The organism is Paeniclostridium hominis (assembly GCF_014306135.1).
In the GTDB taxonomy this organism is placed as follows: Bacteria; Bacillota; Clostridia; order Peptostreptococcales; family Peptostreptococcaceae; genus Paraclostridium; species Paraclostridium hominis.
In genome coordinates, this window is the sequence record NZ_JACRWD010000001.1 from 511114 (window position 1) to 535780 (window position 24667).

The 24667-nt window shown below is 26.6% G+C and carries 22 protein-coding genes and 1 pseudogene; 16 read left to right on the plus strand and 7 right to left on the minus strand.

Annotated features, from left to right (window positions below):
* Window positions 1-8: 8 nt before the first annotated feature.
* On the plus strand, window positions 9-1778 hold the full coding sequence (locus H8891_RS02475; protein ID WP_187005049.1) for an oleate hydratase: 1770 nt from the start codon (window positions 9-11) through the stop codon (window positions 1776-1778).
* 143 nt (window positions 1779-1921) lie between these two features.
* On the opposite strand, the pseudogene H8891_RS02480 reads toward H8891_RS02475, so the two are convergent.
* Window positions 1922-2188: pseudogene (locus tag H8891_RS02480) on the minus strand (helix-turn-helix domain-containing protein); the annotation flags it as partial.
* A 259-nt stretch (window positions 2189-2447) separates the two neighbouring features.
* On the opposite strand from H8891_RS02480, the gene H8891_RS02485 reads away from it, so the two are divergent.
* The 4 genes from H8891_RS02485 to H8891_RS02500 all read left to right on the plus strand — a co-directional run bounded on the left by H8891_RS02485 (window position 2448) and on the right by H8891_RS02500 (window position 7203).
* Window positions 2448-2654, plus strand: a complete 207-nt coding sequence (locus tag H8891_RS02485; RefSeq protein WP_187005051.1) for a hypothetical protein — start codon at window positions 2448-2450, stop codon at window positions 2652-2654.
* Window positions 2642-2887 carry a hypothetical protein gene (locus H8891_RS02490; protein ID WP_187005052.1) on the plus strand — a complete coding sequence of 82 codons (246 nt, stop codon included), beginning with the start codon at window positions 2642-2644 and terminating at the stop codon, window positions 2885-2887. Before H8891_RS02485 ends, H8891_RS02490 begins: the two co-directional genes overlap by 13 nt.
* 331 nt (window positions 2888-3218) lie before the next feature.
* Window positions 3219-5450 (plus strand): GTPase, encoded by a 2232-nt coding sequence (locus H8891_RS02495; RefSeq protein WP_187005053.1) that lies wholly within the window; start codon window positions 3219-3221, stop codon window positions 5448-5450.
* A 7-nt stretch (window positions 5451-5457) separates the two neighbouring features.
* Window positions 5458-7203: a dynamin family protein gene (locus H8891_RS02500; protein WP_187005054.1), complete on the plus strand. Its 1746-nt coding sequence runs from the start codon at window positions 5458-5460 to the stop codon at window positions 7201-7203.
* Window positions 7204-7312: 109 nt separating this feature from the next.
* Here the strand turns inward: H8891_RS02500 and H8891_RS02505 are convergent, their stop codons facing one another.
* The 4 genes from H8891_RS02505 to H8891_RS02520 form a co-directional block, all read right to left on the minus strand.
* Entirely contained in the window at window positions 7313-7465 is a 153-nt protein-coding gene (locus tag H8891_RS02505) for a YvrJ family protein (protein ID WP_187005055.1), read from the minus strand.
* A gap of 60 nt (window positions 7466-7525) precedes the next feature.
* Entirely contained in the window at window positions 7526-7753 is a 228-nt protein-coding gene (locus H8891_RS02510) for a DUF2922 domain-containing protein (protein ID WP_187005056.1), read from the minus strand.
* Window positions 7754-7788: 35 nt separating this feature from the next.
* Window positions 7789-8007 carry a DUF1659 domain-containing protein gene (locus tag H8891_RS02515; RefSeq protein ID WP_187005057.1) on the minus strand — a complete coding sequence of 73 codons (219 nt, stop codon included), beginning with the start codon at window positions 8005-8007 and terminating at the stop codon, window positions 7789-7791.
* A 99-nt stretch (window positions 8008-8106) separates the two neighbouring features.
* The gene (locus tag H8891_RS02520) at window positions 8107-8781 is read right to left on the minus strand and encodes an N-acetylmuramoyl-L-alanine amidase family protein (protein WP_187005058.1); all 675 of its coding nucleotides are present in this window, start codon (window positions 8779-8781) and stop codon (window positions 8107-8109) included.
* Window positions 8782-9073: 292 nt separating this feature from the next.
* Here H8891_RS02520 and H8891_RS02525 point away from each other — a divergent pair, with 292 nt between their 5' ends.
* Window positions 9074-9910 (plus strand): hypothetical protein, encoded by an 837-nt coding sequence (locus H8891_RS02525; protein WP_187005059.1) that lies wholly within the window; start codon window positions 9074-9076, stop codon window positions 9908-9910.
* Between the two features lie 253 nt (window positions 9911-10163).
* Here the strand turns inward: H8891_RS02525 and H8891_RS15430 are convergent, their stop codons facing one another.
* On the minus strand, window positions 10164-10292 hold the full coding sequence (locus tag H8891_RS15430) for a hypothetical protein (RefSeq protein ID WP_276510602.1): 129 nt from the start codon (window positions 10290-10292) through the stop codon (window positions 10164-10166).
* Between the two features lie 271 nt (window positions 10293-10563).
* On the opposite strand from H8891_RS15430, the gene H8891_RS02530 reads away from it, so the two are divergent.
* The 7 genes from H8891_RS02530 to H8891_RS02560 all read left to right on the plus strand — a co-directional run bounded on the left by H8891_RS02530 (window position 10564) and on the right by H8891_RS02560 (window position 21453).
* On the plus strand, window positions 10564-11382 hold the full coding sequence (locus tag H8891_RS02530) for an FxLYD domain-containing protein (protein WP_187005060.1): 819 nt from the start codon (window positions 10564-10566) through the stop codon (window positions 11380-11382).
* 456 nt (window positions 11383-11838) lie between these two features.
* The gene (locus tag H8891_RS02535; protein ID WP_187005061.1) at window positions 11839-15150 is read left to right on the plus strand and encodes a DEAD/DEAH box helicase family protein; all 3312 of its coding nucleotides are present in this window, start codon (window positions 11839-11841) and stop codon (window positions 15148-15150) included.
* Window positions 15151-15169: 19 nt separating this feature from the next.
* On the plus strand, window positions 15170-16717 hold the full coding sequence (locus H8891_RS02540) for a type I restriction-modification system subunit M (RefSeq protein WP_187005062.1): 1548 nt from the start codon (window positions 15170-15172) through the stop codon (window positions 16715-16717).
* A 149-nt stretch (window positions 16718-16866) separates the two neighbouring features.
* Window positions 16867-18057, plus strand: a complete 1191-nt coding sequence (locus H8891_RS02545) for a restriction endonuclease subunit S (RefSeq protein ID WP_207723535.1) — start codon at window positions 16867-16869, stop codon at window positions 18055-18057.
* 120 nt (window positions 18058-18177) lie between these two features.
* The gene (locus H8891_RS02550) at window positions 18178-18723 is read left to right on the plus strand and encodes a DUF5986 family protein (RefSeq protein ID WP_187005063.1); all 546 of its coding nucleotides are present in this window, start codon (window positions 18178-18180) and stop codon (window positions 18721-18723) included.
* Between the two features lie 243 nt (window positions 18724-18966).
* Entirely contained in the window at window positions 18967-20499 is a 1533-nt protein-coding gene (locus H8891_RS02555) for an FRG domain-containing protein (RefSeq protein WP_187005064.1), read from the plus strand.
* A 42-nt stretch (window positions 20500-20541) separates the two neighbouring features.
* Window positions 20542-21453, plus strand: coding sequence for a DUF5655 domain-containing protein (locus H8891_RS02560; protein WP_187005065.1), 912 nt, complete (start codon window positions 20542-20544; stop codon window positions 21451-21453).
* A gap of 345 nt (window positions 21454-21798) precedes the next feature.
* Here H8891_RS02560 and H8891_RS02565 read toward each other — a convergent pair whose 3' ends face one another.
* Window positions 21799-22464: a YkgJ family cysteine cluster protein gene (locus H8891_RS02565; protein WP_187005066.1), complete on the minus strand. Its 666-nt coding sequence runs from the start codon at window positions 22462-22464 to the stop codon at window positions 21799-21801.
* A gap of 404 nt (window positions 22465-22868) precedes the next feature.
* Here H8891_RS02565 and H8891_RS02570 point away from each other — a divergent pair, with 404 nt between their 5' ends.
* The 3 genes from H8891_RS02570 to H8891_RS15660 all read left to right on the plus strand — a co-directional run bounded on the left by H8891_RS02570 (window position 22869) and on the right by H8891_RS15660 (window position 24612).
* The gene (locus H8891_RS02570) at window positions 22869-23048 is read left to right on the plus strand and encodes a hypothetical protein (protein WP_243207746.1); all 180 of its coding nucleotides are present in this window, start codon (window positions 22869-22871) and stop codon (window positions 23046-23048) included.
* 153 nt (window positions 23049-23201) lie between these two features.
* Window positions 23202-24518 carry a YjiH family protein gene (locus H8891_RS02575; RefSeq protein ID WP_207723537.1) on the plus strand — a complete coding sequence of 439 codons (1317 nt, stop codon included), beginning with the start codon at window positions 23202-23204 and terminating at the stop codon, window positions 24516-24518.
* A gap of 16 nt (window positions 24519-24534) precedes the next feature.
* Window positions 24535-24612 (plus strand): topoisomerase DNA-binding C4 zinc finger domain-containing protein, encoded by a 78-nt coding sequence (locus H8891_RS15660; RefSeq protein ID WP_187005943.1) that lies wholly within the window; start codon window positions 24535-24537, stop codon window positions 24610-24612.
* The last annotated feature ends 55 nt before the right edge of the window (window positions 24613-24667 follow it).

Consider the following 24667-nt stretch of genomic DNA (forward strand, 5'->3'; position numbering starts at 1 on the left):
TGATTTATATGTATTATAGTAATGGGAATTACGAAGCATTTGCACGTCCACAAAAACCTGAAGGTGTGGATAGAAAATCAGCATATTTAGTTGGAGCTGGGTTAGCATCTTTAGCTGCTGCATGTTTTTTAGTTCGTGATGGACAAATGAAAGGCGAACATATTCATATATTAGAAGAAATGGACATAGCAGGTGGTGCTTGTGACGGAATTAATGATCCTGAGAAAGGATTTATTATTCGTGGTGGACGTGAAATGGAAAATCACTTTGAATGCTTATGGGATTTATTTAGATCAATACCTTCAATAGAAACTGAAGGAGTTTCTGTATTAGATGAATTTTATTGGTTAAATAAAAAAGACCCAAATTATTCTTTAATGAGGGCTACAGTTAACCGTGGAGAAGATGCTCACACAGATGGAAAATTTGGATTAACAGAAAAAGCATCTATGGAAATAATAAAATTATTTATGGCAAAAGAAGAAGACTTATATGATAAAAAAATTGAAGATGTATTTACAAAAGAATTCTATGAATCAAACTTTTGGCTATATTGGAGAACTATGTTTGCCTTTGAAGAGTGGCATAGTGCCCTTGAAATGAGAAGATATATTCAAAGATTTATTCATCATATTGGTGGACTTCCTGATTTTACAGCTTTAAAATTTACAAAATATAATCAATATGAATCATTAATTTTACCAATGGTTAAATACCTAGAATCTAATGGAGTTCATTTTCAATATAATACAACTGTTACAAATGTGAAATTTGAAATAACAAAAGATAAAAAGATAGCAAAACAAATTGTTTGCATTAAGGATGGAAAAGAAGAAACTATTGATTTAGTAGAAGATGACTTAGTATTTATTACAAATGGTAGCTGTACAGAAAATTCATCTTTAGGTGATGATAATCATGTACCAGTTTTAAATACTACTGAAGGAGGGTGCTGGAGACTTTGGAGAAATATAGCAGCACAAGATTCTTCTTTTGGTAGACCTGATAAATTCTGTACTGATATAAATAAAACTAATTGGGAATCTGCTACTATAACTACTTTAGATAATAAGATTCCACCATATATAGAAAAAATATGTAAACGTAATCCATTTAGTGGAAAAGTTGTTACAGGAGGAATTGTTACAGTTAAAGATTCATCTTGGCTAATGAGTTATACTTTAAATAGACAACCACATTTTAAATCACAACCAGATAATGAGCTTGTTGTATGGGTTTATGGATTATTTACTGATGTAGATGGAGATTTCATAAAAAAACCAATGAAAGAATGTACAGGTTATGAAATTACTCAAGAATGGCTATATCATTTAGGAGTTCCAGTAGATGAAATTCCTGAGATGGCAAAAAATTCTGCTCATTGTATTCCATGTATGATGCCATACATTACTTCATTCTTTATGCCAAGAACAGCTGGAGATAGACCAAAAGTAGTACCAGATAAAGCTGTTAACTTTGCATTTATTGGTCAATTTGCAGATACTGTTCGTGATACTGTATTTACAACAGAGTATTCTGTAAGAACTGCTATGGAGGCTGTATATACACTACTTGATGTTGATCGTGGAGTTCCTGAGGTATTTAATTCTTGTTATGATATTAGGGTGTTGCTTGATTCAACTTCTAAGATGCTAGATGGTAAAAAACTAAAAGATATTAAGTTACCATTATTAGATAAAATTAAATTAGATATAGTTAAGAAAGAAATTTCAGGAACTGTAATTGAAGAATTATTACAAAGATATAATTTAATATAAGTTAATTGTGATTGGTAAATGTATATTAAATTATAATAAAAGGCAATAAAACTAAGAAAATCATAAATAACCATATAAGGTCGTTTTTCTCTAAAAAGCAAGGTGTCTAAATACTAGACACCTTTTAAATACCCAAAATAAAATTATTCACTTAAACATTCCCCTTCAAACATTAAAGAATTACTATTTTCAAGTTCATCTTTTATTTCTTCAATTGCCTTTTTTACATCTATAATTTCATCCTTAGTCTTAGGTGTTTTTGCATCAGTTTTTCCGGATAAATAATCTATTGAAACATTAAAATAATCTGATAATTGGTTAAGAGTCTCGCTTTTAGGCTCTCTTGTACCATTTTCATATCTAGAAAGTGTAACCTTAGTGGTATTTAAATCCTTTGCCATTTCTTCTAAGGTATAACCTTTTTATTTTAAGATTTGAGGAGTATGTAAAGATTGTTTATTGTGAAGATACTATTTGTGATATGTATGGATACAGTATAGATACTGAAGTTTAAATTTTGATACAACTATAGATAGTGTATCTATACCCATACCTGTAGTTGATTCTAATTTGAAGGACCACTATGGGGAAAAAGAAAAAGAAAAATAAAAATAAAAAGAAAAAGAAAAACAAAAAGAAAAAGAATAAGATGAAAAAAATACTGTAGGTATGTATGTAAAAAATAATATAGGTGATTATGCTAAAATTTTTGAAGAAAATATAGATCTTATTAATGGTATTGCTTGTGATTGGTTAGTGGGAGTTAATGAAACGATAGATGTTAGATTATTTAAAAGAGCTATAGAAATTGATACAAATAATGGATCATGTAATATGGGTTATGTTAATGGGATTTTAAAGCAATGGATACTATAAGAGAAGTGTTGATAAAGAGGAGCAAGGTTTGTATAGAAAGCCAACAGAAGAAGAACTTGAAGAGTTTAGAAAGTTCCTTGAGGAAAACACAAAGCTATAGGTGTGATAGATGTCGTGATATGACTTTTGTAGTTGTTGGTGATGAGGCTATTGGGAGTAGGTTAATTGAGATGAGTAAGGATTATTTGGTAAAAATGAAGGGTAGGAAGATGAATTATAGGATTTATGGATAAAAAAATGAACAGGGGAAGACCTGTTCTCTTAAAAAATAGCATAATTATAAATTGCATTAGAATTATGTCCATAATTTTTCTGTTACTACAAAATTATAAAAGCGCGTTGAAAATATGTTAGATACTAGTGAATGGCAGAAGTATGATTGAAATGAGTAAAAGATATCTAACTAATAAAAATAATATTAAATTTATATTATATGAGAAAAATGTAATAATTATTAAACAAGTTAGTATATTTTAGTTTTTGAGTGATGAAATTGGATTATTTTGTTATATAATATAGTTATATAACATATAGTCATTAAATATTAAAAAATGGAGGTTAATGGTGGATAGTGAAATAAAAAAAGCATTGGATATATCATATAAACAAAATATAAAATTCATAGAAGATTTTAGTTCAATTATAAATAAAATTGAAAGTTTATTTAAATATACAGAATCTGACGTAAAAAAATTAAAAAAAAATTATGAGGATAATAATAATAAGGAATTAAAAGAACGTAGCAAGATAAAAGATCAAATTGATGAATTTACAAATATGATATATAAATTAAAAAATAATTTTCAAACAGATATAACTTCGATAAAAGGAGCAAAAGAAGAAAATATCCAATATTTTACAATATCATTTTTTGGGATAACAAATGCAGGGAAAAGCACTATAATAGAAACTTTTACTAACTCTAATAGGGGTAATAGTATAGGAACTGGAAAGCAGAATACAACTAAGGTTGTTACATCATCAAATTTTGGAAGATTAAGAATACTAGATACACCAGGATTTGAAGGTGGAGAGGAGTTTGAGATATTGGCTAAAGAAGAAATCAAAAAAACTGATTTAGCTATATTTGTCTGTGCAAATAAGCCACCTGAGATATCAGAAGTTGAAAAAATTGCAGAATGGGTAAAGGAGAATAACTTACCATTTATATTAGTTATAAATCAAAAAAGTGCTCCTCCTAACATTACTAATATAAAAGATTTTAAACCAACACAAAAAATAATTGATTATGCAGAGAACATATTAAAAAATGATTTAAAGTTAAAAAACTTTAAAATAGTAGCTATAAATGCCCAACTTGCGTTTTTTGGAAAAAACAATGATATAGATGAATCTAGAGAAGATTTACATAAGAGTAAAAGTTCGAGTTTGAAAAAATTTAAAAATTTAGAAAATATATTAGAATATAGTAATTTTAAAGAGTTAGAATACAATATAAATGCTATTATAAAGAATGAATGTAATATACTAAAAACTAAGAATATATATGAATCTCTATCTATTTATCTATATAACGTTATAATAGAATCAAATAAAAATAAGAATTCTTTTTATGAAAGTAAAGAATTCTTAAAAAAGAGACTTAAAAGTATAAAGTATGAATTTGGAGAAACTAGAGAATATGGTAAAAAAGGAGAAGAAGTAAGATATATAATACAATCGAACTTAGGATGTGTACAATCATTAAAAAATGAGGGTATAAAAATAATAGACAGAGCGTTTGCTAATAATAGTAAAGAAATAGATACTGAACTTAAAGAATTATTCAATGAATTCAATTTTAAAATTTCAAAAGATATAATTCCTAAAATTTCAAAAGAAGTGGAAGAGAGGCTTAGAAATCAATTAGATGAATTTGAGAAGAGTATGGAACTTGAACTTAAGGGATTTATAAATGTTGAGGATATAACAGAGTTAATAAAAAATGCTCTAGAAGAATTTAAAAATAATAAGTTTAAGAGCAATCTTATATTTGCATTTGAAACTATAGCTACGATTATAGAAGGAATTGCAGTTAGAGTTAATGTGTTTTTAGGATTTGCTATAGCTGTTGCGAAAACGTTTTTATCGAAACTATTAGGAAAATCTAGAGATACGACAACTGAAAATAATATGAAAAGAAATCAGAAGAGAAAAGAAGCTATAGAATTGCTTACAAAAAAATGCAATAGTATAGAGAAAGAAATACAAAGAAAACTTTGGAATGGATATAAAGATAAAAATAAAAATGAAGTTTTAACAGGATTTAAAGATATATTAGATAATATAAGAAACCAGATCGCTAATCCATTAGAAGAAATGTATAAATCATCAGAAAATGGAAGTGTAATTTTAAAGAAGTTCTGTACAGAAATGAGTGATATAAAGTTTGAAGTAGATAGGAAATTATATCAAGAAGTTATTGATTTAATATCAGATAAGTCTATAAAAGTTAATTCTGTAATTAGAAAACCAGGACGTTACGCTATAGTAGGATGTAAGAGTGAAGAAGATATCAAAAATTTAGAAAATATGAGATGTAGAATAGACCATATACTTCAAGATGAATACACATATTTTATACTAGATAATGACGATAAAGAAGTATATATAAAAAATATTATTGAAAATGCTACCCAAAAATTAGTTACTGTCAACACGATATCGATTGATGATGAAAGAGACGTTTTAAAGATTTATATAAATAAAAGTTATAATTATAGTCAAGTTAACTTAGACGAAATAAAAATAGCTTTACAAATAAAATATAATTACAATATAGAACTTGGGGTGTAATATTATAATGAAAGAAAAAATAATCCAATATGTGGAAAGAAGCAAAGAAATAGTGAATATCACTAAAGGACTAAACTTAGAATCTGTATACAATTTAAAGGTTGAAATTGAAAGTGCAGAAGTTTTATTAAAAGCAGATAAAAAGCTTACTGTGTCATTCTTGGGAACTTTTAGTTCAGGAAAATCTACAATAATTAAGAGGCTTACTGGGATTAATTTAGAGACTGATGCAAATCCAATGACTGCAGATATACATAAAGTAGAGTGGAATAGAATTGATATAATTGATACACCAGGATTGAAATCTACTCAAAATCAACATGATAGCATAACTGAAAATTATATGAGTAAATCAGACCTTGTAGTATGGGTATGTGAAGCAGATAGATTAATACTTGAAAACCATAGACCTATAATAAAGAAACTATTAAAAGATTTAAATAAGGAAGAAAGATTTATAGTAGTAATCAATAGATTAGATCAAACGGGAAGAAGTATAGAGTTAGAAGAAGAATATAATGACATATGTAATATTAAGTTTGCAGAGGTTAAGCGTATATTAAATGAACTTGGTGTAGAAAGAGATATACCAATGGTAGCAATAAGTGCAGACCCATATTCAGTTGGAGATGGAGTAGATATTGAAGTAGCTAAGCAATTTTGGGAGGAAGAATATTGTAAAGAATTAAGCTATTTTGAAAATTTTGAGAATATATTTGATTATTTTATAAGTAAATGTGAGCAAGGGACTAATTACCTAGGACTATATGATAGAATAAACGAATATATTGATATAGTTAAAAATGATTTAATAGATATTAAAGCATATTATGAGAATTTAAATGAATTAAACAATAATATATCATTACAGTATAGTGATATAGTTGAAAATATGACATTAAGATGTAATACTTTAATATCTAGTGAAAGAAAAAAAGTAAATGATATGTTTGAAGATAACTTCATAAGAATTGTAAATAATGTTAATTCACCAGCTGAAACAGATAAATTATCTATTTTATCAGAAGAAAATATAGATACAGTTATAGGTGAGTTTTATGACTCATCTATAGAAAAAAATATACTTGATTTTAAAGAGTTATACAAAGCTAATATAGAGAAAGTAAAAAATGAACAAGAAGAGTCATATTTTTACAAATCAATTGAAAAGGAATATAGAAATATAGAGAAAAAAATAAGAATGAATTCATATGATTATATAGATTCATATAATGGTAGTAGTATGGATGTAGATTTAAATGATGTAAAAATAAAAGAATCTAATATTTTAAATATAGGAGTAATTAATAAGATACCTATTCCAACTAATATAGGAAAAGAAGTATACCATAAAGCAATATATGGATTAGGTAAAAAAGTTGGATACAAATTTAAACCATGGCAAGCTGCAAAGATGGCCGGAAACGTATCGAAGCTTGTTAAAGTAATACCTGTAATATTTTCAGCTATAGAAATATTAGAAAATATTATTTCAAGATTTAATGAAGAGAAAAAATTTAAGGAATTACAAGGTAAAAAACAAGAGATACTTGAGACTTTAGAAGATATGAAAAAAGAAGTATTTAATAGTCTTAGTTTACAGTTAACAAATTATTATAATTCTTCATTAGATGTATTAAACGATATTTCAGAGGAACTTAAAAGTGACATTGAAGAAAATAAGAAAGCTATAGATATTATAAACCTTACAAATCACAAAATAAGAGATATAAGGTCAGGTAATGTTATATAACTATAAGTATTTGTTAGTTAAAAGGTAGGATATAAAGTCCCACCTTTTGTTATTTATGTATTCATAAATAACTAGACTACAAAAGATATTATAGTTAGTATATACTATCTCATTTAATACTCATGATATTAATATTTTTACTCAATTCATTAATACTATCACTAAGAGCAGAAAGCTTAGCCTCTATACGAATAAGTAAATACATACTAATAGCAATAGGAAAGCCAACATTAGCAATTAGTGTTTGGATTTCTGAATTCATAAAAAATACCTCCTTTCAAGATATGATAAAAGGAGGATGAATAAACACCCTCCTTTAAGATTAGACAACTAAGTCATATTCAGTAGTATCTGTTACAACTATCTTAGCTTCAACAGTTTCTACTATATCAGCTCCATTAGGAGCAAATATATTCTTTTCAACTATCATATCCATAACTGTTTTTATCTCAGCTTCAGTTACATCTTCCCTAGGATCATCAACTGATATAGAAACAACTCTCCCTAAAGTACTTTTAAAAGACATTACTAATTTCTTTGTAGTTTCCATGAAAACACCTCCTTTCACATAAATTTATTAGATAACTAATTCAAGATAGTATTATCTTGCTTATTTATCTCAAGTTCATCATGAACTTGTAAAGATAAAATAGCTCTTGCAACATCTAATGTATCTTGAGCTGATGTATCTGATTTTAAGTTAGAGTAAGTTTTAGATTTTACAATAGTTTTACCATCATCATTAAGCCCACAATCTAGCTTTATTTTTAAAGCAGATGGATTTTTAGTTTCACTAACAGCCATGTGTTTCACCTCCTTTTGTATTGTTAAGATAATTATAGGGGATAGGTGTTTGAGCCTTCAAAGAAAGTATTTGAAAAAATATTTTAAGGAGTTATTTGATTAAATTATATAGGTATCTTTAAAGCCTTTTGAAATAGCTTCATTTTTAAGGCGAATGGCATTGTTTTTATCCTTAAAGGCACCTATACATACTTTATAAAAATTCGAACTTTCTGTATCGTCTGTTACTAAATAGTCATCTTTTCCTATAAATGAAAGTAGTGTAGAAGCTATTGTATCAGCTACATTTTTTATATAAGATTCATTAACACATAGGCTTTCTATTTCTGGGTTAGATATAAAGTCTATTTCTATAATTAGTGCTGGCATTTTAGTATTTTTAAGTACGAAGAATTTTTTAGATTCTTTTACATTACGATTAGGTGTTTTTAGATTAGTTGATAAATTTGATGATAGGTTTTGAGCTAAATTATATATTTTACTGTTTGAGTCATATACCCAAGTTTCTGTTCCTTTGGCAGTTTTATTTGTAGATGAGTTCATGTGGATGCTAATAAAGTAGTCACATGAATTTTTGTTAGCTTTATTGGTTCTGTATTCTAAGGAATAGAAGGTGTCTGATTCACGAGTTGTTATTACTTTTTCAAAGTGTTTTTCAAGTTTAGATTTAACTAGCATACCTATTTTTAATACTGTGTCGCTTTCTTTTGTGTTTTTAGATCCTAAAGCACCAGGATCTTTGCCTCCATGGCCAAAATCTAAATACCATTTCATAAGGTTACCTCCTAGAATTTATTTTTTAGGAAATATTAGCATAGGAGGTGTGAAGTTGGATAATACAGTATTTGAAAAAAATATTATAGATGTAGCAGTATTTATAAAAAAGTAAATTTGAAGGTATTTTAGAGGGGATAGTGTTTCACTATACCTTCTCTTTGTTTGGAATATATAAACTTAAAATGCAATAAATTACAAAATTCGACAAAGTAAAGATGTATAATATATTTTGCTGTATATACTGAAAACAAGAAAAATAGAATTAAATTATAGTAAGAAAGGTAAATGTATGAAGTTAAACAAAAAAATATTAACATTATTAATAGCATCACTTAGCATAGGAATGATAGGATGTTCTAAAAAAGAAGCACAAAAAACAGATATTACGAAAGTAGAAGAAACAAATGTATCTAGTGTTGAAGAAAAACAAAAAACAAGCGATGAAGATTTAGGGAATTATAGCATAGAGCTTATAGATGATACGAATATAGGCAACACAGTAAGAGAAACTATGCACATTGTCGTTGATGAAAATTGTTCACTAGACAAATTATACAAAATAGCTCAAAAAGAAGCTTTAAAATATACAAAAGACCATAAAGTTAATGCATTAACTATTGGTTTTTATACAGATAAAGAGCATATAGGCAAAGGATACGATATGGGATCTGTTTTATATGCTCCTAATGGAGAATTAGCAGATGCAATAAATATTAATCCAGGAGATTATAGTAGCTTTAAGTTTGTTAACAACTTAGAAGAGCCAATAGATTTACCTAAGGGAGAATCGTTAGAAGAAACTAAAGGAGCTACAGATGTAGAGACTGTTAAAAATGATGTATCAAAGGTTGAGGACAGCTCTATTGTTAATGTAAGTAAAAATGGATCTACATTAGTTATAAATATAAAAGAGGACAAAGATCATCCATATGTGGATGCAGAAGAAAATGCAATAGGCGCATATACAGATTGGTGTTTAGATAATATTAAATCAGATATATCTACAATTGATATAACAGTAGAAAGACCAAGTTCAAGTGTTCATGCTGTATTAGATATGAACAATATGCTAACTGACAATGGAAGATACTTTGATACTAATTATATTAGAGAAAATATCCAATAAATTAATTATAATATTCTCTAATATAAGAGTACGAATTAAGTAAAATATATAATTATATACTCACAAATATAAAATACATAAAAATTAAAATTATTAATACACTAATATATGAGCTCTTAATATAAATATAAGGGCTCATTATAAATTTAAAAATTTATAAATAATAAATAATAAAAGTAGGAAGGATATATATAAGGAGTTATTTATTATGTATAAATCATTTTTTGCTTTTCTTTTTAATACAATCTAGAACTTATTGTGGAATAAGTAACATATATTCTATCCCAAATTTTAGTTTTTCTTTTATAGTAAATCTAAATTCTTTAGTAAAAGTTTGTCTAAGTTCAATTCTTTTATCTATTGTATCTGAAACATTATTCATAATTTTGTTTACTTTGTTAGCATAGGCATTACTTAACAGGTTATAGCATTCTTCACTACATACACATCGATTATTTAAAATATCTTAGTAATGTGTTTCTTTTTTACAGTTGAAACATTTACCAAGATCTTTAATTCTAATATTTTTAAAAAATTTATACACTAATATGGAGGTTATAAAAAATTACCAATAAGTATATAAATTATAGTGGATAAAATCAGTAATAGTTATTAAAATTAAATATATAGTGAAATTTATGGGGGGAAGTTCAATGGGGTTAAAAAATAAGGTTTTAGGTCTAATATTAATAAGTACAATAACATTAGGAATTGTGGGATGCAATAACCAAGAAACTAGTGGTAAACAAAATACTGTTGTAAAAACAGATGATTCTTTTATAGCAGATTTTGAAAAAGCTATAAATAAAAGATGGGATGAACAAGATAAACTAGAAAAGAAAGCTACAAATAGTATGAACTATACAGAAGAACAGTATGTTAAAGAGACTACAAAAATCTTGGAAGAAGAGATAAATATTATGAAAACTAATCTTGAAAATGTTGAAGATAAAGATTTAAAGAAATTAGGCAATGATTATATAAATGGAGTTAAAAAACAAATAGAAGCAAACAAAACAAACGATATAGAGTTAATGGATAAGTACTTGAAAGAATCTGATAAATTAAGAAAGCCAGCATTAATATCTATGGTTGATGATTATAAAATAAAAGTGAAAGATGCACATCAACAAACGTATAAAGATTTTAAAGAACAAGCTACAGTTATAAATAAGGAGAATGAGGCACAAGTATTTGCAGATAAATTAGCTAGAGAGACAGTTTTTGAAAAATCTACTGATGGATTTGGAGAAACTGTATTTTCAGGAATAGTAGAAAATACTTCTAAAATAGATTATAAATCAGTGTCATATAAAGTACAGTATAAAGATGATGATGGAATTGTTATAGGCGACGATTATGTAATACTAGACAACTTTAGTCCTGGTGCTAAGCAAAAATTAGAGATGATGCCTTATAAGGATGGCGCTAATAGTGTAGTTGTGACTACGGATTGGTTTGAAACAAAATAAAATATATCAGTGTGGATTATATATTTACATATGCCTATTTATGTTGATATCTAGAATAATATATATTAAAAAATTGAAACCCAATACCTTGTAAAATACGATGTATAGGTTTATATTATAAATGTATCTTTGAAGCCTTTTGATAGGCTTCATTTTTTACTTTTACGGCATTTAATTTATTTTTAAATTACCCTTTTTGCAGTTTATTGTTCTGATCAGTACATATGAGTACTTATAAAGTAATTGCAGGATTTTTTAGGGGCTTTAGTATTTGAAAAATTTATTTGAAGTATTATGACTCGATGTTCATATTTTAAAAATATATAATCAACTCTATTAGATACATATTTTACATAGTAAATATTATAATTTTGTGGAAAATAATGTAAAATAAAATAATAAAAGGACGTATATTATATTTATTATTTAATAATTTTAATTATGGAGGGGTTACGAGTGTCAAACTTTAATTTTTTAGAAAAATGGCCTAATTTAAAAAAGTTAGGTGAGCAAGCGGAAAGATACATACTTACTGATCCTAACGCTACAATGTTAAAAACTAGAATGTTAGGGGAACAACTAATGGATTTATTGTTAGTTGTTTTAAAAGTAGAAATGGATAGATTTGCAAATCAAGATGATAAAATAAAAAAACTTAGAACTTTAAATATAAACACATCTATACCAGATTGGTTTAATATAGTAAGACTTCATGGTAATAAAGCAATGCATGAGGCTATGGATGATAAACAAAAAGCTAAAGAAGCTTTAATAGCAATGCACAAAGTGAGTGCTTGGTTTTATATAAATGTTACTAAAGATAAGTCTATATTACCTTTAAAATTTAAAATGCCAACAACTAAAGCTAAAAAGGTATATAAACTAGAAGATTATCAACAAGAAATAGAAAAAGTACAACTAGTAAATGAAGAAGAAGTAATAAAAGTAAAAGAAGAGACAAAACAAACTTCTATTATAAGTAATTATACAGAGCTTAAACAAGTAGAAGATATGTTAGACTTAGATGAAGCTGAAACTAGAAAGAAATTAATAGATGTACTATTAGAACAAGCTGGATGGAAAGTAAATGGAAGCAGTGTAGTAAAAGAGTATAAAATAGAAAATTATAAAGGGATAGATGGCAAAGTAGGATTTGCTGATTATGTACTACTTGATAAAAAAGATAATCCTATAGCAGTAATAGAAGCTAAAAAGACTATAGTAGATCCACATGTAGGAAAAGAACAGGCTAAAGCTTATGCTGATGGAATAGAGAAAATGAAAGGCATAAGACCTATAATATATTATACAAATGGATATGAAACATATATGTGGGATGATAAATACAGTGCTCCAAGACAGGTTTGGGGATTTTATACATTAGAAGATTTAGAATATGAAATGTTTAAGCATAAAAATAGAAAATCACTTAGTAGCGTAGAGATTGATACAAATATAAGTGGAAGAAGCTATCAAATAGAAGGTATAAAAAGTGTATTTGAAAAATTTGAAAATGGTCATAGAAAAGCACTAATTGTAATGGCTACAGGATGCGGAAAAACAAGGACTGTAATAGGACTTACAAAAGGGATGATAGAAGCAAACTATGCAAAAAGAGTATTATTCTTAGCAGATAGAGATGAACTTGTAAATCAAGCTATGAAAGATAAAAGTAGTTTTAAAACATTTATGCCAAATACTCCACAGATAAGGCTAACTGCAAAAACAAGTGAAGATAGAGAATCAGTTTTATATTTTTCAACTTATCAAACCATGATAAATTATTATCATGCTTTTAGCGTAGGATTTTTTGACCTTATAATATGTGACGAATCTCATAGAAGTATATATAAGGTATATAGAGATATCTTAAACTACTTTGATGCTTATTTAGTTGGACTTACTGCAACACCAGTAGGATTTATAAATAGAAATACATTTAAACTATTTGATTGTGATGATACAGATCCTACATTCTCTTATGGATATGAGGAAGCTGTAACTCATAAACCACCATATCTTTTAAAATACAAAGCTAAAGATGCTACTACAGAATTTTTAAGAAAAGGTATAAAGTGGAATAATTTAAGTGAAAAGCAAAAAAGAGAATTAGAAGAAGATGGATTAGATGAGGAAAAAGTAGACTTTGATAAAAATGCACTAGAAGAGTTTGTTACTAATAAGGATACAAATAGAAAAATACTAAAAAACTTAATGGATAATGGTATTAAAGTAAAAGATGATATAGGAAAGAGTATAATATTTGCAAAAAATAAAAATCATGCAACATTACTTCAAAAACTATTTGATGAAATGTATCCTCAATATAACGGAAATTTAGCTTGTATAATACATTCTGCTGTAACAAATAAAGATGAAGTACTTAAAAGATTTAAAGAAGAAGATAGACCAAGAATTGCTATATCAGTAGATATGCTAGATACAGGAATAGATGTTCCAGAAGTAGTGAACTTAGTATTTGCAAAACCAATATACTCAAAAGTTAAGTTCTTACAGATGATAGGAAGAGGAACAAGATTATGTCCTAACTTATTCGGAGAAGGAATGGACAAAAAAGAGTTTTACATATTTGACCATTGGCAAAACTTTGAATTCTTTGATGAGAAACCAGATGGTATAATTCCTGTTGAAAGTAAATCATCACAGCAAATTAGATTTGAGTATAGAGTAAAACTTCTTGAAATATTAAAAAATAAAAGTCTAGAAGAAGAGGTTAAAGATCTAGTAAAATTAATAAGAGATGATATAAATGCATTACCAGAAAGATCAGTAGAAATAAGAAAAAATAAAAAACTTATAGATTCATTAAAACCTTATAATGTATGGGAAAATATAAATAAAAACTTAATTGATAAGTTAATGAAAAACATAGCTCCTCTTATGGGATGGATAGATACAGATGGTCAAAGAGAAGCTATACTATTTGATAATGCTATGTATAAAATGCAAATATTAAAACTTAATGATGATGTAAATATAATTTCTCATGTAGCTAAGGTAATTGACAATTTATCTAGACTTAATACAAATATGAATCAATTTAATTCAACTAGAGATTATATAAAACAGTTGTTAAAAATTGAAAAATGGAATGATTTAAATTATAAAGAGATAGAAGAAATAAGAGTTCTTTTAAGAGATTTAATGAAATATAAATCTAAAAATCAAAAAACATTTGTAGAGCTAGATATAAAAGATAGTGAATTAATTATAAAAGATATTGATACAAGTGATGATTATGCTAAGGTAAATGTTGATGCATATGTAGAAAGAGTAAAAGCTGCCTTAGAAAAAGAAATGAATATGAACCTTGTTATTCAAAAAATAAGAAAAGGAAAAAGTATAACAAGTAAGGAATTAGATATGATTTATGATATATTTAACTCTGGAAAGTTAGAATTTAGTATAGATGAATTAGCCGAAAAATCTAAGGTAAGTAAAGAAGATTTAGTAGGTATAATTAGAAAGTTTGTAGGTGTTGATGAAGAAGAATTAACAGCTAAATTTGACGAGTTTATAAATGAACATCACTCAAAAATTAGTGTTAAACAAATGAATATGATTAAAATGATAAAAGATGATATACTTAAAAATAAAGGAATTTCATTTGCATCTTTATTTGAAGGCAAGTATACTACTTTAAGTAAAGATGGCATAAGTGGTATATTTACAGGAAAGCTTGAAGATGAAGTATTTGACCTGATAGAGCCATATAAAACAGAAGCAGAAGACAATATATATGCATAATTAGAAAGAGAGGAAGTACATGCTTAATTCAGAAATAAGAAGTAAAATAGACAGATTATGGGATAGCTTTTGGTCAGGGGGGATATCTAACCCCCTAACTGTCGTAGAGCAAATATCATATCTATTATTTATAAAAAAACTAGATGATGCGGAAATTGCAAAAGAAAAGAAAGCAGCAAGAATAAGAAGACCATATAAAACAGTATTTGAAAGATATGTAGAAAATATGGATGAAAATGATAGAAATAGATTAGATGTAAAACCAGATAATTTAAGATGGTCAGAATTTGCAAACTACAATTCAGAAGAAATGTTTAAAAATATGCAAGATAAAGTATTTACATTTTTAAAAACATATTCAGATGAAGATAGTATATTTGCAAATCAAATGAAAGATGCTGTGTTTTTAATTCAAAAACCAACTTTATTATACGAAGCAGTTCAGTTAATAAATAGTATAAACTTAGATGATAATGATACAAACGGAGATCTATACGAATATCTATTATCAAAACTAGCAACAGCAGGAGTTAATGGTCAGTTTAGAACTCCAAGACACATAATAAATATGATGGTTGAACTAATGGATCCTACTATAGAAGATGTTATAACAGACCCATCTTGTGGTACAGCAGGATTTTTAGTTAGTTCTAGTGAGTACATACTTAGAAAATATACAGATAAAGAAAGTGTATTTACTGATGAAGAAGGAATTTTACACGATAAAATAGGTGATTTAATAGATGAAAGAGGATGGGATCATTATAGAAATAAAATGTTTAATGCAACAGAATTTGACCCATCTATGTTTAGAATAGCGGCTATGAACTTAATGCTTCATGGTATAGAAAATCCTCAAATAACTCAAGTTGATGCTTTATCTAGTCAATATGATGAAGAAGATAAATATTCTTTAGTGCTTGCTAACCCTCCTTTTAAAGGAAGTATAGATGAGCAAGATATAAACAAAAGTTTAAGAAGTGTTGTAAAAACTAAAAAGACAGAATTATTATTCTTAGCACTTATAGATAGAATCCTTGATATGGGTGGTAGAGGTGCTGTAATAGTTCCTGATGGAGTGTTATTTGGTTCTTCTAAAGCTCATAAGGATGTTAGAAAAAAGATTATAGAAGAATGTGAATTAAAAGCTGTTATATCTATGCCGAGTGGTGTGTTTAAACCTTATGCTGGGGTTTCTACGGGAATACTTATATTTACTAAAGGTGGAGAAACTGATAAGGTATGGTTATATGATATGCAAGCTGATGGGTATAGCTTAGATGATAAGAGAAATGAGATAGAAGCTAATGATATACCTGATATTATAGAGAGCTTTAAAAAGTGTATGGATGATAAAAACTTAGAGCCAAGTAAGGAAGATAAGTGGTTCTTTGTTGATAAGAAAGAGATAGTTGATAATGGATATGATTTAAGTATTAATAAGTATAAAGAGATAGAGTATGAAGAAGTTGTTTATGAAGATCCAGAGGTAATAATGGAGAAGCTTGAAAAGCTTGAGGAAGAGATTAGCAGAGGTCTTTCTGAGCTTAGGGGGATACTTCGTTAGACGATGGTCGCTCGCGATATAATAGTTGTTTCCTTCACACGAAATATTGCATATCTTAAGTGTTTCGTCAGTCAACTATTATATCACTTCGCTAAGTTGATATTACTTGATATGGGAATTTTAAATAACAATTTATAAGGAGAAATACAATGATATTTAATAATATAAAGTGTTCGGAAATTATAGATGTAAGAGATGGAACTCATGATTCCCCAAAGTACATAGATAGAGGCTATCCATTAATTACATCTAAAAATATAAAGAATAATAAAATAGATTTTGAAAATATAAGCTATATATCAAAAGAAGATTTTGAAAATATAAATAAAAGGTCATCTGTTGATAATGGAGATATACTTATGCCTATGATAGGAACAGTAGGAAACCCAGTATTAGTAGATACTAATATTAAATTTGCTATAAAAAATGTAGCTTTATTTAAGTTGTCAAATAATGATTTAGTAGATGGCAAGTATTTTTATTATTTATTAAAATCTAGTTATGTAATAAGACAATTAGAACGATATAAAAGAGGAGGGACACAGTCTTTTGTTTCATTAAAAAACTTAAGGGAGCTAAAAGTACCAGTACCTAGTTTAGAAAAACAAGAAGAAATAGCTAATATTTTAGATAAAGCACAGGAGTTAATAGATAAAAGAAAATATCAAGTAGAATCATTAGATGAATTAGTTAAATCAAGATTTATCGAGATATTTGGTGATCCAGTTTTAAACTCTAAAGGATGGCAAAAATTACTTTGCAGAGATATTACTTTAAAGATAGGTTCAGGAGCAACACCAAAAGGTGGTAATTCTAGCTATAAAGAAGAAGGTATTTCTTTAATTAGAAGTATGAATGTTCATAATAATAAATTTATAGATAAGGATTTAGCATTTATAGATGATGAACAGGCAGAAAAACTAAAAAATGTAACTATAGAAGAAAATGATGTGCTTTTAAATATTACTGGGGCATCTGTAGCAAGATGCTGTATTGTACCTAATGAATATATACCCGCAAGAGTGAATCAACATGTTGCTATAATACGTTGCAAAAATGAAAAAATACTTCCAAATTTTTTATCATATCAACTTACAAATATAAGTTATCAAAGATTATTGTGGGATATTGCAACAAGTGGAGGGGCAACGAGAGAAGCTATCACGAAACAACAAATAGAAAAATTAGAATTAATAATTCCACCAATTGAAATTCAAAAGGAGTTTACAGCATTTATTCACCAAGTGGACAAATTGAAATTTAAAATGGAAAGTAGTTTAAAAGAATTAGAAAATAACTTTAATTCACTTATGCAAAAAGCATTTAATGGAGAATTATAAAACTTGTAAAAGGAGAGTGAAATATCACTCTCCTTTTTATATAAAAACTTAAAAGTACAAGTAACCTATCTATTTATATAAAAATATAATAAATATATTAATATAAATAGGGGGAAGTTTATGGATAGAAGAAAAGTTGATATAAGTCTTATAACAAAAAGTGTAAAAAAAGCATATCATAAAGATATGATAGATTTTCATAATCATTATAGATTAACAACTAGAAATGGAGATCCAGGTATAAGGTGGGATTTTATAAATACAAATATAGATGATAATTTTAAAGAAGATATATATAAAACACTATTGGTAAAGAGAGGATATTGGAATCAAATAGTGGTATATAATACATATGATCAAAGATTATATTTTGTTATGAGAGAAAGTAGATACCAAGAAGTTAAAAAAGATAAAAAGAGAAAAAATTTACATTTAATACAAATGCTAGGATCAGTTAATGAAAAAGATAAAAGTGAAGCTAAAGTTATTCTTAAACAGAAGTTACCAGAGTATATATCTAAAGCTAAAGAATATATATTAATAACTTATGAGTATAATGAAAATAATAATAAGTTTGACTTTGTATGTAGAAAAATAACGCCTAAATTTAAATGTAGTTATGAAGAAAAATGGGATAGTAATTTAATAATAGAAGAAGTTAATTAAAAGATACTTTATTTATTGAAAGAGTAAGAATGAATTCTTACTCTTTTTTATTTTAGATTTTAGTATTGATAAAGAAATTGCATTTGATATAAAGTCTATTTCTATAAACATAAGAATTTTTATTTTGACTTTGATGATGTCTATAATATAACTACATATTTAAATAAACTACAATAAATGATAAAATTAAATAGAATAATTGGAAAAATTAGGAACTGGTTTGTTATATAGGGGTGATATGTTATGGTTAAGAGAGAGCATGAAATAGTTAGTTTTGATGAATATAAAACGATGATAGAAAATTTTAAAAATAAAGAGAGGGTTTTTTATAGAGGGCAAGCAGATAAAACATATAATATAAGTTGTAGTCTTTCAAGAGATCATGGATATGTTAATAATGAAAATCTAATAATAAAAAAAACTTTGAAAATCAAGCAAAAAGAATTTGAAGGGTATAAATATCCAGTAGAACAGTTATCTAAAATGCAACATTACGGAATACCAACTAGGTTAATAGATATTACAATAGATCCATTTATAGCTTTATATTTTGCTATTGAAGATACAAACAACAAGCAAGATGCAGAGGTTTTTGTATTTGAAAAAGAATCATATGATTTATATAGTAAAGAGGCTAATGTTTTATCGCTATTATCTATTATAGATAATTATGATATCAAAAATATATCTAAAAAATATGAAGAAATTTATAAAAATCAAATTACGGATACTGAAATAAACAAAATAATAAAAGAAAATAGATTTATAAAATTTAATCAAGAATTAAGTAATACAAATGAAAGGCTATACGAACAAAAAGGAACTTTTATAATATGTAGTAACAATATACATGATGGAAAGATAGAAAAAAGTATACAAAATATTGATAAAGATGAAGCGAGTTGTATAATAAGAATTCCATTTGAATATAAAGAAAAGATTAAAGAAGAATTAGATATTGCTTATAATATAAATAAATCTACTATATATCCTGAACTTCCAAGCTTTGCAAGTTATATAAGAGAAACATATAAAGAAAAAAATTACAATAAGAAAGAACTTTATTCAGTAATTGAAAAAGATGATGTTTCACACGCACTAGCTAAGAGAATTAGTATTAAGATTGAATTAAAAGATAGGATTGCTATACAGAAAATAAAAGAAATTGTCTATGATGTTATATATGATCAACAGGATGAATATGATGTTATCTGGGTATTTGTTTCTTCAAGTGAAGAAGATACTATTATGAGCAATTGGACAGTTAGAGCACAATGGATCAATGCAAATCTTGATGAAAAAAATAGACCAATGCCTATCGGAACTTTAGAAAAAGATAATATTTACTGGCATTATACTAAAGGAGTGAACTTCAATAGAGAGTGGTATGATAAAAATGTGTTTGAAGAAGATAGTAAGCTTTTAAATGATAATAATATAGAATTTAAAAATTTAAAATCCATATATAGAGAAATAAAGGATAGTTTTATATGTATGGACTTTAAAAAATTTAAAAATATTGTAGATAATCATAATAATGATATTAATCAAATATATAATAATTTCACAAACTTCGGCAAATCTAGAACAAAAGATTTTGATAAATTTTTAAGTATGTTTCAAAGCTTAGCTTGCGAATTTCATAATATTATATATTTGTATAAGTATGAAGAAAAAAGAGCAAAATTTGCATTGGATAGATTATTTATTAGAATAGATAGATCAATAGAAGAAATAGATAATAGTATAGAAAAATGGATAGAACAGCTAGGATAAAAGCTTTATGAATATTTTTAGCTAGTTACTAAAGGAGCAAGTATGGGTGATATAAAATTATTTAAAATAAAAGATGAAGTAGAAGAAATAGAAGGAACTTCTATGCAACTTGAAAAACATCTACAAAATATTATAGAAGAAAACATGGAAGTATTTTTAGGAGTAAAATTCTTAGCAACAGAATACTCAACAGGAAAAGTACATAACGGAAGAATCGATTCATTAGGAATAGATGAAAATAACTGTCCTGTCATTATAGAATACAAAAGATCTATAAATGAAAATGTAATAAATCAAGGTCTATACTACCTAGATTGGTTACTAGATCATAAAGCAGAGTTCAAGCTGTTAGTTATGGAAAAACTAGGATCAAAATATCGTGAAAATATTGAATGGTCAAGCCCAAGACTTATATGTATAGCAAATGATTTTACTAAGTATGATATTCATGCAGTAAAACAAATAAATAGAAATATAGATCTTATAAAATATAAAAACTACAAAGAAGAATTACTTTTACTAGAGATGGTACATACAAACACTGTAAGTGATGATTATAAACCTATAGTAAATACAGATAATTCAACTAAATATAAATATAAAACAGTGGAAGACTATTTAGAAGATGCCAATAGTGAGTTGAAAAATAGATACTATATATTAAAAGACTTTATAATGAGCCTTGGTGATGATGTTCAAGAAAAGAAGCTTAAAAACTATTTTGGATTTAAAAGAATTAAAAACTTTGCATGTGTAGAAATACACCCTAAATCTGATTTAGTACTTATATATACTAAAGCAAATTTAAATGATATAAAATTAGTAAATGGATTTACAAGAGATGTAACAAATATAGGACACTATGGAACTGGAAATTTAGAAATAAGATTTACAGATATGAAGCAATTAGATGAAGTCCAAAAATATATATTAAAATCATATGAAATGAATTAGTTAAATAAAAAATGAGTTTATATGTTATATAAACTCATTTTTTATTACTAAGTTTTTTTTCAAAATTAAATTATCATCAAATCTATCATTATATAACTTTCTTTCATTTCCTTTATCTAAAGTATTGTTCTCACTGTATTCTAAAATATTTATAAATAACTACCATGTTATTGAAAAAATAGTCATTTTAGAGATATATAGTTAAATGGACATGATAAGCTTTAAGATTTATAATTAAATCGTATTATATTTTAATGAAGGATAATTTATTAATAAGAGGGTATAGTGAAACACTATACCCTATATAACCCTCTCGTGTTTTACGAGGTAGGGGGTATTAAAAATTTAAATAATTCCTAATCTCTTTTTTATATCAGGTAAACACTGTAGAAATACAGAATAAAAATTCTCTTCTTCTTCTATATTAATACGATAACAGCTATCTAATAGAATTTGATTAATTTCCTCAATTTCTTTTTCATCTCTCACAAACTTTAAACGAAAAGCTAATGCCTTAGTAAGTTTATACCACTCTAAAATAAATCTTTTATTTTCATGATAGTTTTCAATTCCGATCCAATCGCTGACCTTAACATCTTTTAAATCCTCTTTAGGACAATTGCCTATTTGTAAAAAGTATTTAAAATCATTATCTTGGTACACTCTTCCAAGAGGAAACATACGACAAATATTTGGTCGTTTAGAATGGATTATGCATCTGCCATTTTCATTTAAAAAACTACATTTATTATTATCTTGCATCTTTAAATATGGTAGTGAAATTTTATTATTTTGGATAAGTTCAATCTTATCTCCTAATAAATCATCAAATTTAACACCTAAATAATTTACTATTTCATATACATCAAAAGGTGTAAGAACCACTAGATCTCCAACATCTAAGCAACAGTCATTACATCCATCACAACCACATGTGTCTGCTTTTACTATATCTTCAATATCATATAATTTCCCATCAGAAATTTTATCTAGTATGTTTGTAGGTTCCATATATTTATCCTCATCTCCTGTTCATATTTTATTAAAAATCACTATTATCTTCAATTAACATAGCCAAAATTGATGTAAGAATATTTATCAAAGCAATAGGTAATAGCCATGAATTATAAAATATCTTTGTTCTAGTAATACACTTAAGAAAAGAATTAAGTGTATTAGAAGCATCATGTGCAAATAAGTATATTATGAGCTTTTTATATACAAGTTGAGCTATAGATAGTATACCATCTAAATCAACTGATTTATAAAAATTTAATCATTTTATTTGACTATTCGTTATAAATATTTTTTAGATAATCTATCTTAGAGTTATTATCTGTTATTTCAGATGGAACTGAATATGAAGAAACAGAGTGCTTATTAATTAGAAAAGGGGGATTACATTGGAAGAATTAATGAGATTAATAAATAGAAAATTTCTAAAAGACACAGAACTACTACAACTAGAAGACAATGAAAACGTACTAGAATGTAAATACACAAAACCACACAACGCACACTACAACGAATACGAAGTAACAATAAAAAACAATGAAAAAATAGAAAAACATCTAGTTTACCTAAAACACAGATAAAGAGTAGCATAAGCTACTCTTTTTTTAGGTCAGTTTGGATATAAACCATAAATAAATACATATAAAAAATAGTATGTATTTATTTAGACAGTCTATTTTTTATTTATCACTAATATAATGTAGAAATATAAAGTGAAGGAGATAAGATTAAAAATGCAGGAAATAAAATCATATAAACCTGTAAATATACTTAAATTGATAGTATTTAGTCTAATCGGTATTTCTATGTTTTTCATACCAGTAGAGCTAATGGGAAAGAAAACTATACCATTAGATCATATGGTAAATATAATAAAGGATTATTTTCCAACGTTTACTACATTCTATATATTTGCAATAGTAATTGCTGGAGGACTTTTACCATTTATAAAAAAGACATATAATAAAGATAAGATAACTTTTACATTTTCAATATTAAAGTTTCTTGGTATATTTGTAGCTATAATGGCAGTATTTAACATAGGTCCACAATCTATTATGAAGCCTAGTATTATTCCATTTTTATATCATAAGCTAACTGTACCTGTAGGCTTGGTTGTACCAATAGGGGCTATGTTTTTATCTTTCTTAATAGGCTATGGGCTATTAGAGTTTATTGGAGTATTAATGCAACCTGTTATGAGACCAATATTTAAAACACCTGGTAAATCAGCAATTGATGCTGTTGCATCTTTTGTAGGAAGTTATTCATTAGCACTTTTAATAACTAATAGGGTATATAAAGAAGGTAAGTATAGTGCAAAAGAAGCATTCATAATAGCTACAGGATTCTCTACTGTATCGGCTAGTTTTATGATTATAGTAGCAAAAACTTTAGGACTTATGGATATGTGGAATATGTATTTTTGGTCTACGCTAGTAATAACCTTTATAACTACTGCAATAATTATACGTATTGGTCCTACTTCAAAAATAAAAGATGAGTATTATAATGGAATATGTAAAAAAGAAGAAGAAATAAAATCTGATAGACTTAAGCATGCTATACAAGAAGGTATGGAGGTAGCAGAAAATGCACCTAGATTATTAAGTTGTATAAAGTCTAATCTAATAGACGGAGTTATGATGACTACGGGTATACTACCTACTATATTAAGTGTAGGTCTTATAGGTTTAGTTCTTGCAGAGTACACACCTATATTTGATGTACTTGGATATGTATTATATCCTGTAACTTATTTACTTAGCTTATTAGGTATTGAAAGTCCAGTATTAGTAGCTAAAGCATGTACACTTAGTTTAGTAGAAATGTTTTTACCAGCTACTTTAATAGGTGAAAGTTTAAATTTATTAACTAGATATGTAGTGGGTGTTATTTCTATATCATCTATATTATTTTTCTCAGCATCTATTCCTTGTATGCTATCTACTGATATACCTTTTAAGATAAAAGATATGGTCATAATATGGTTCGAAAGAGTAGTTATAGCCCTTGTACTAGCGACCTTGTTTGGAATGCTAATTTTTTAGGGAAACTTAGAAAAAAATTGAAAGAAAAGGACAATATGGAGATTTTCTTGGATGTAGCAATTACCCAAAATATAAATACACAAGAAAACTTTAGATAAAAAAGAGCAGATATAAAGCTGCTCTTTTTTATGTCGAAAAATGCAGAATAA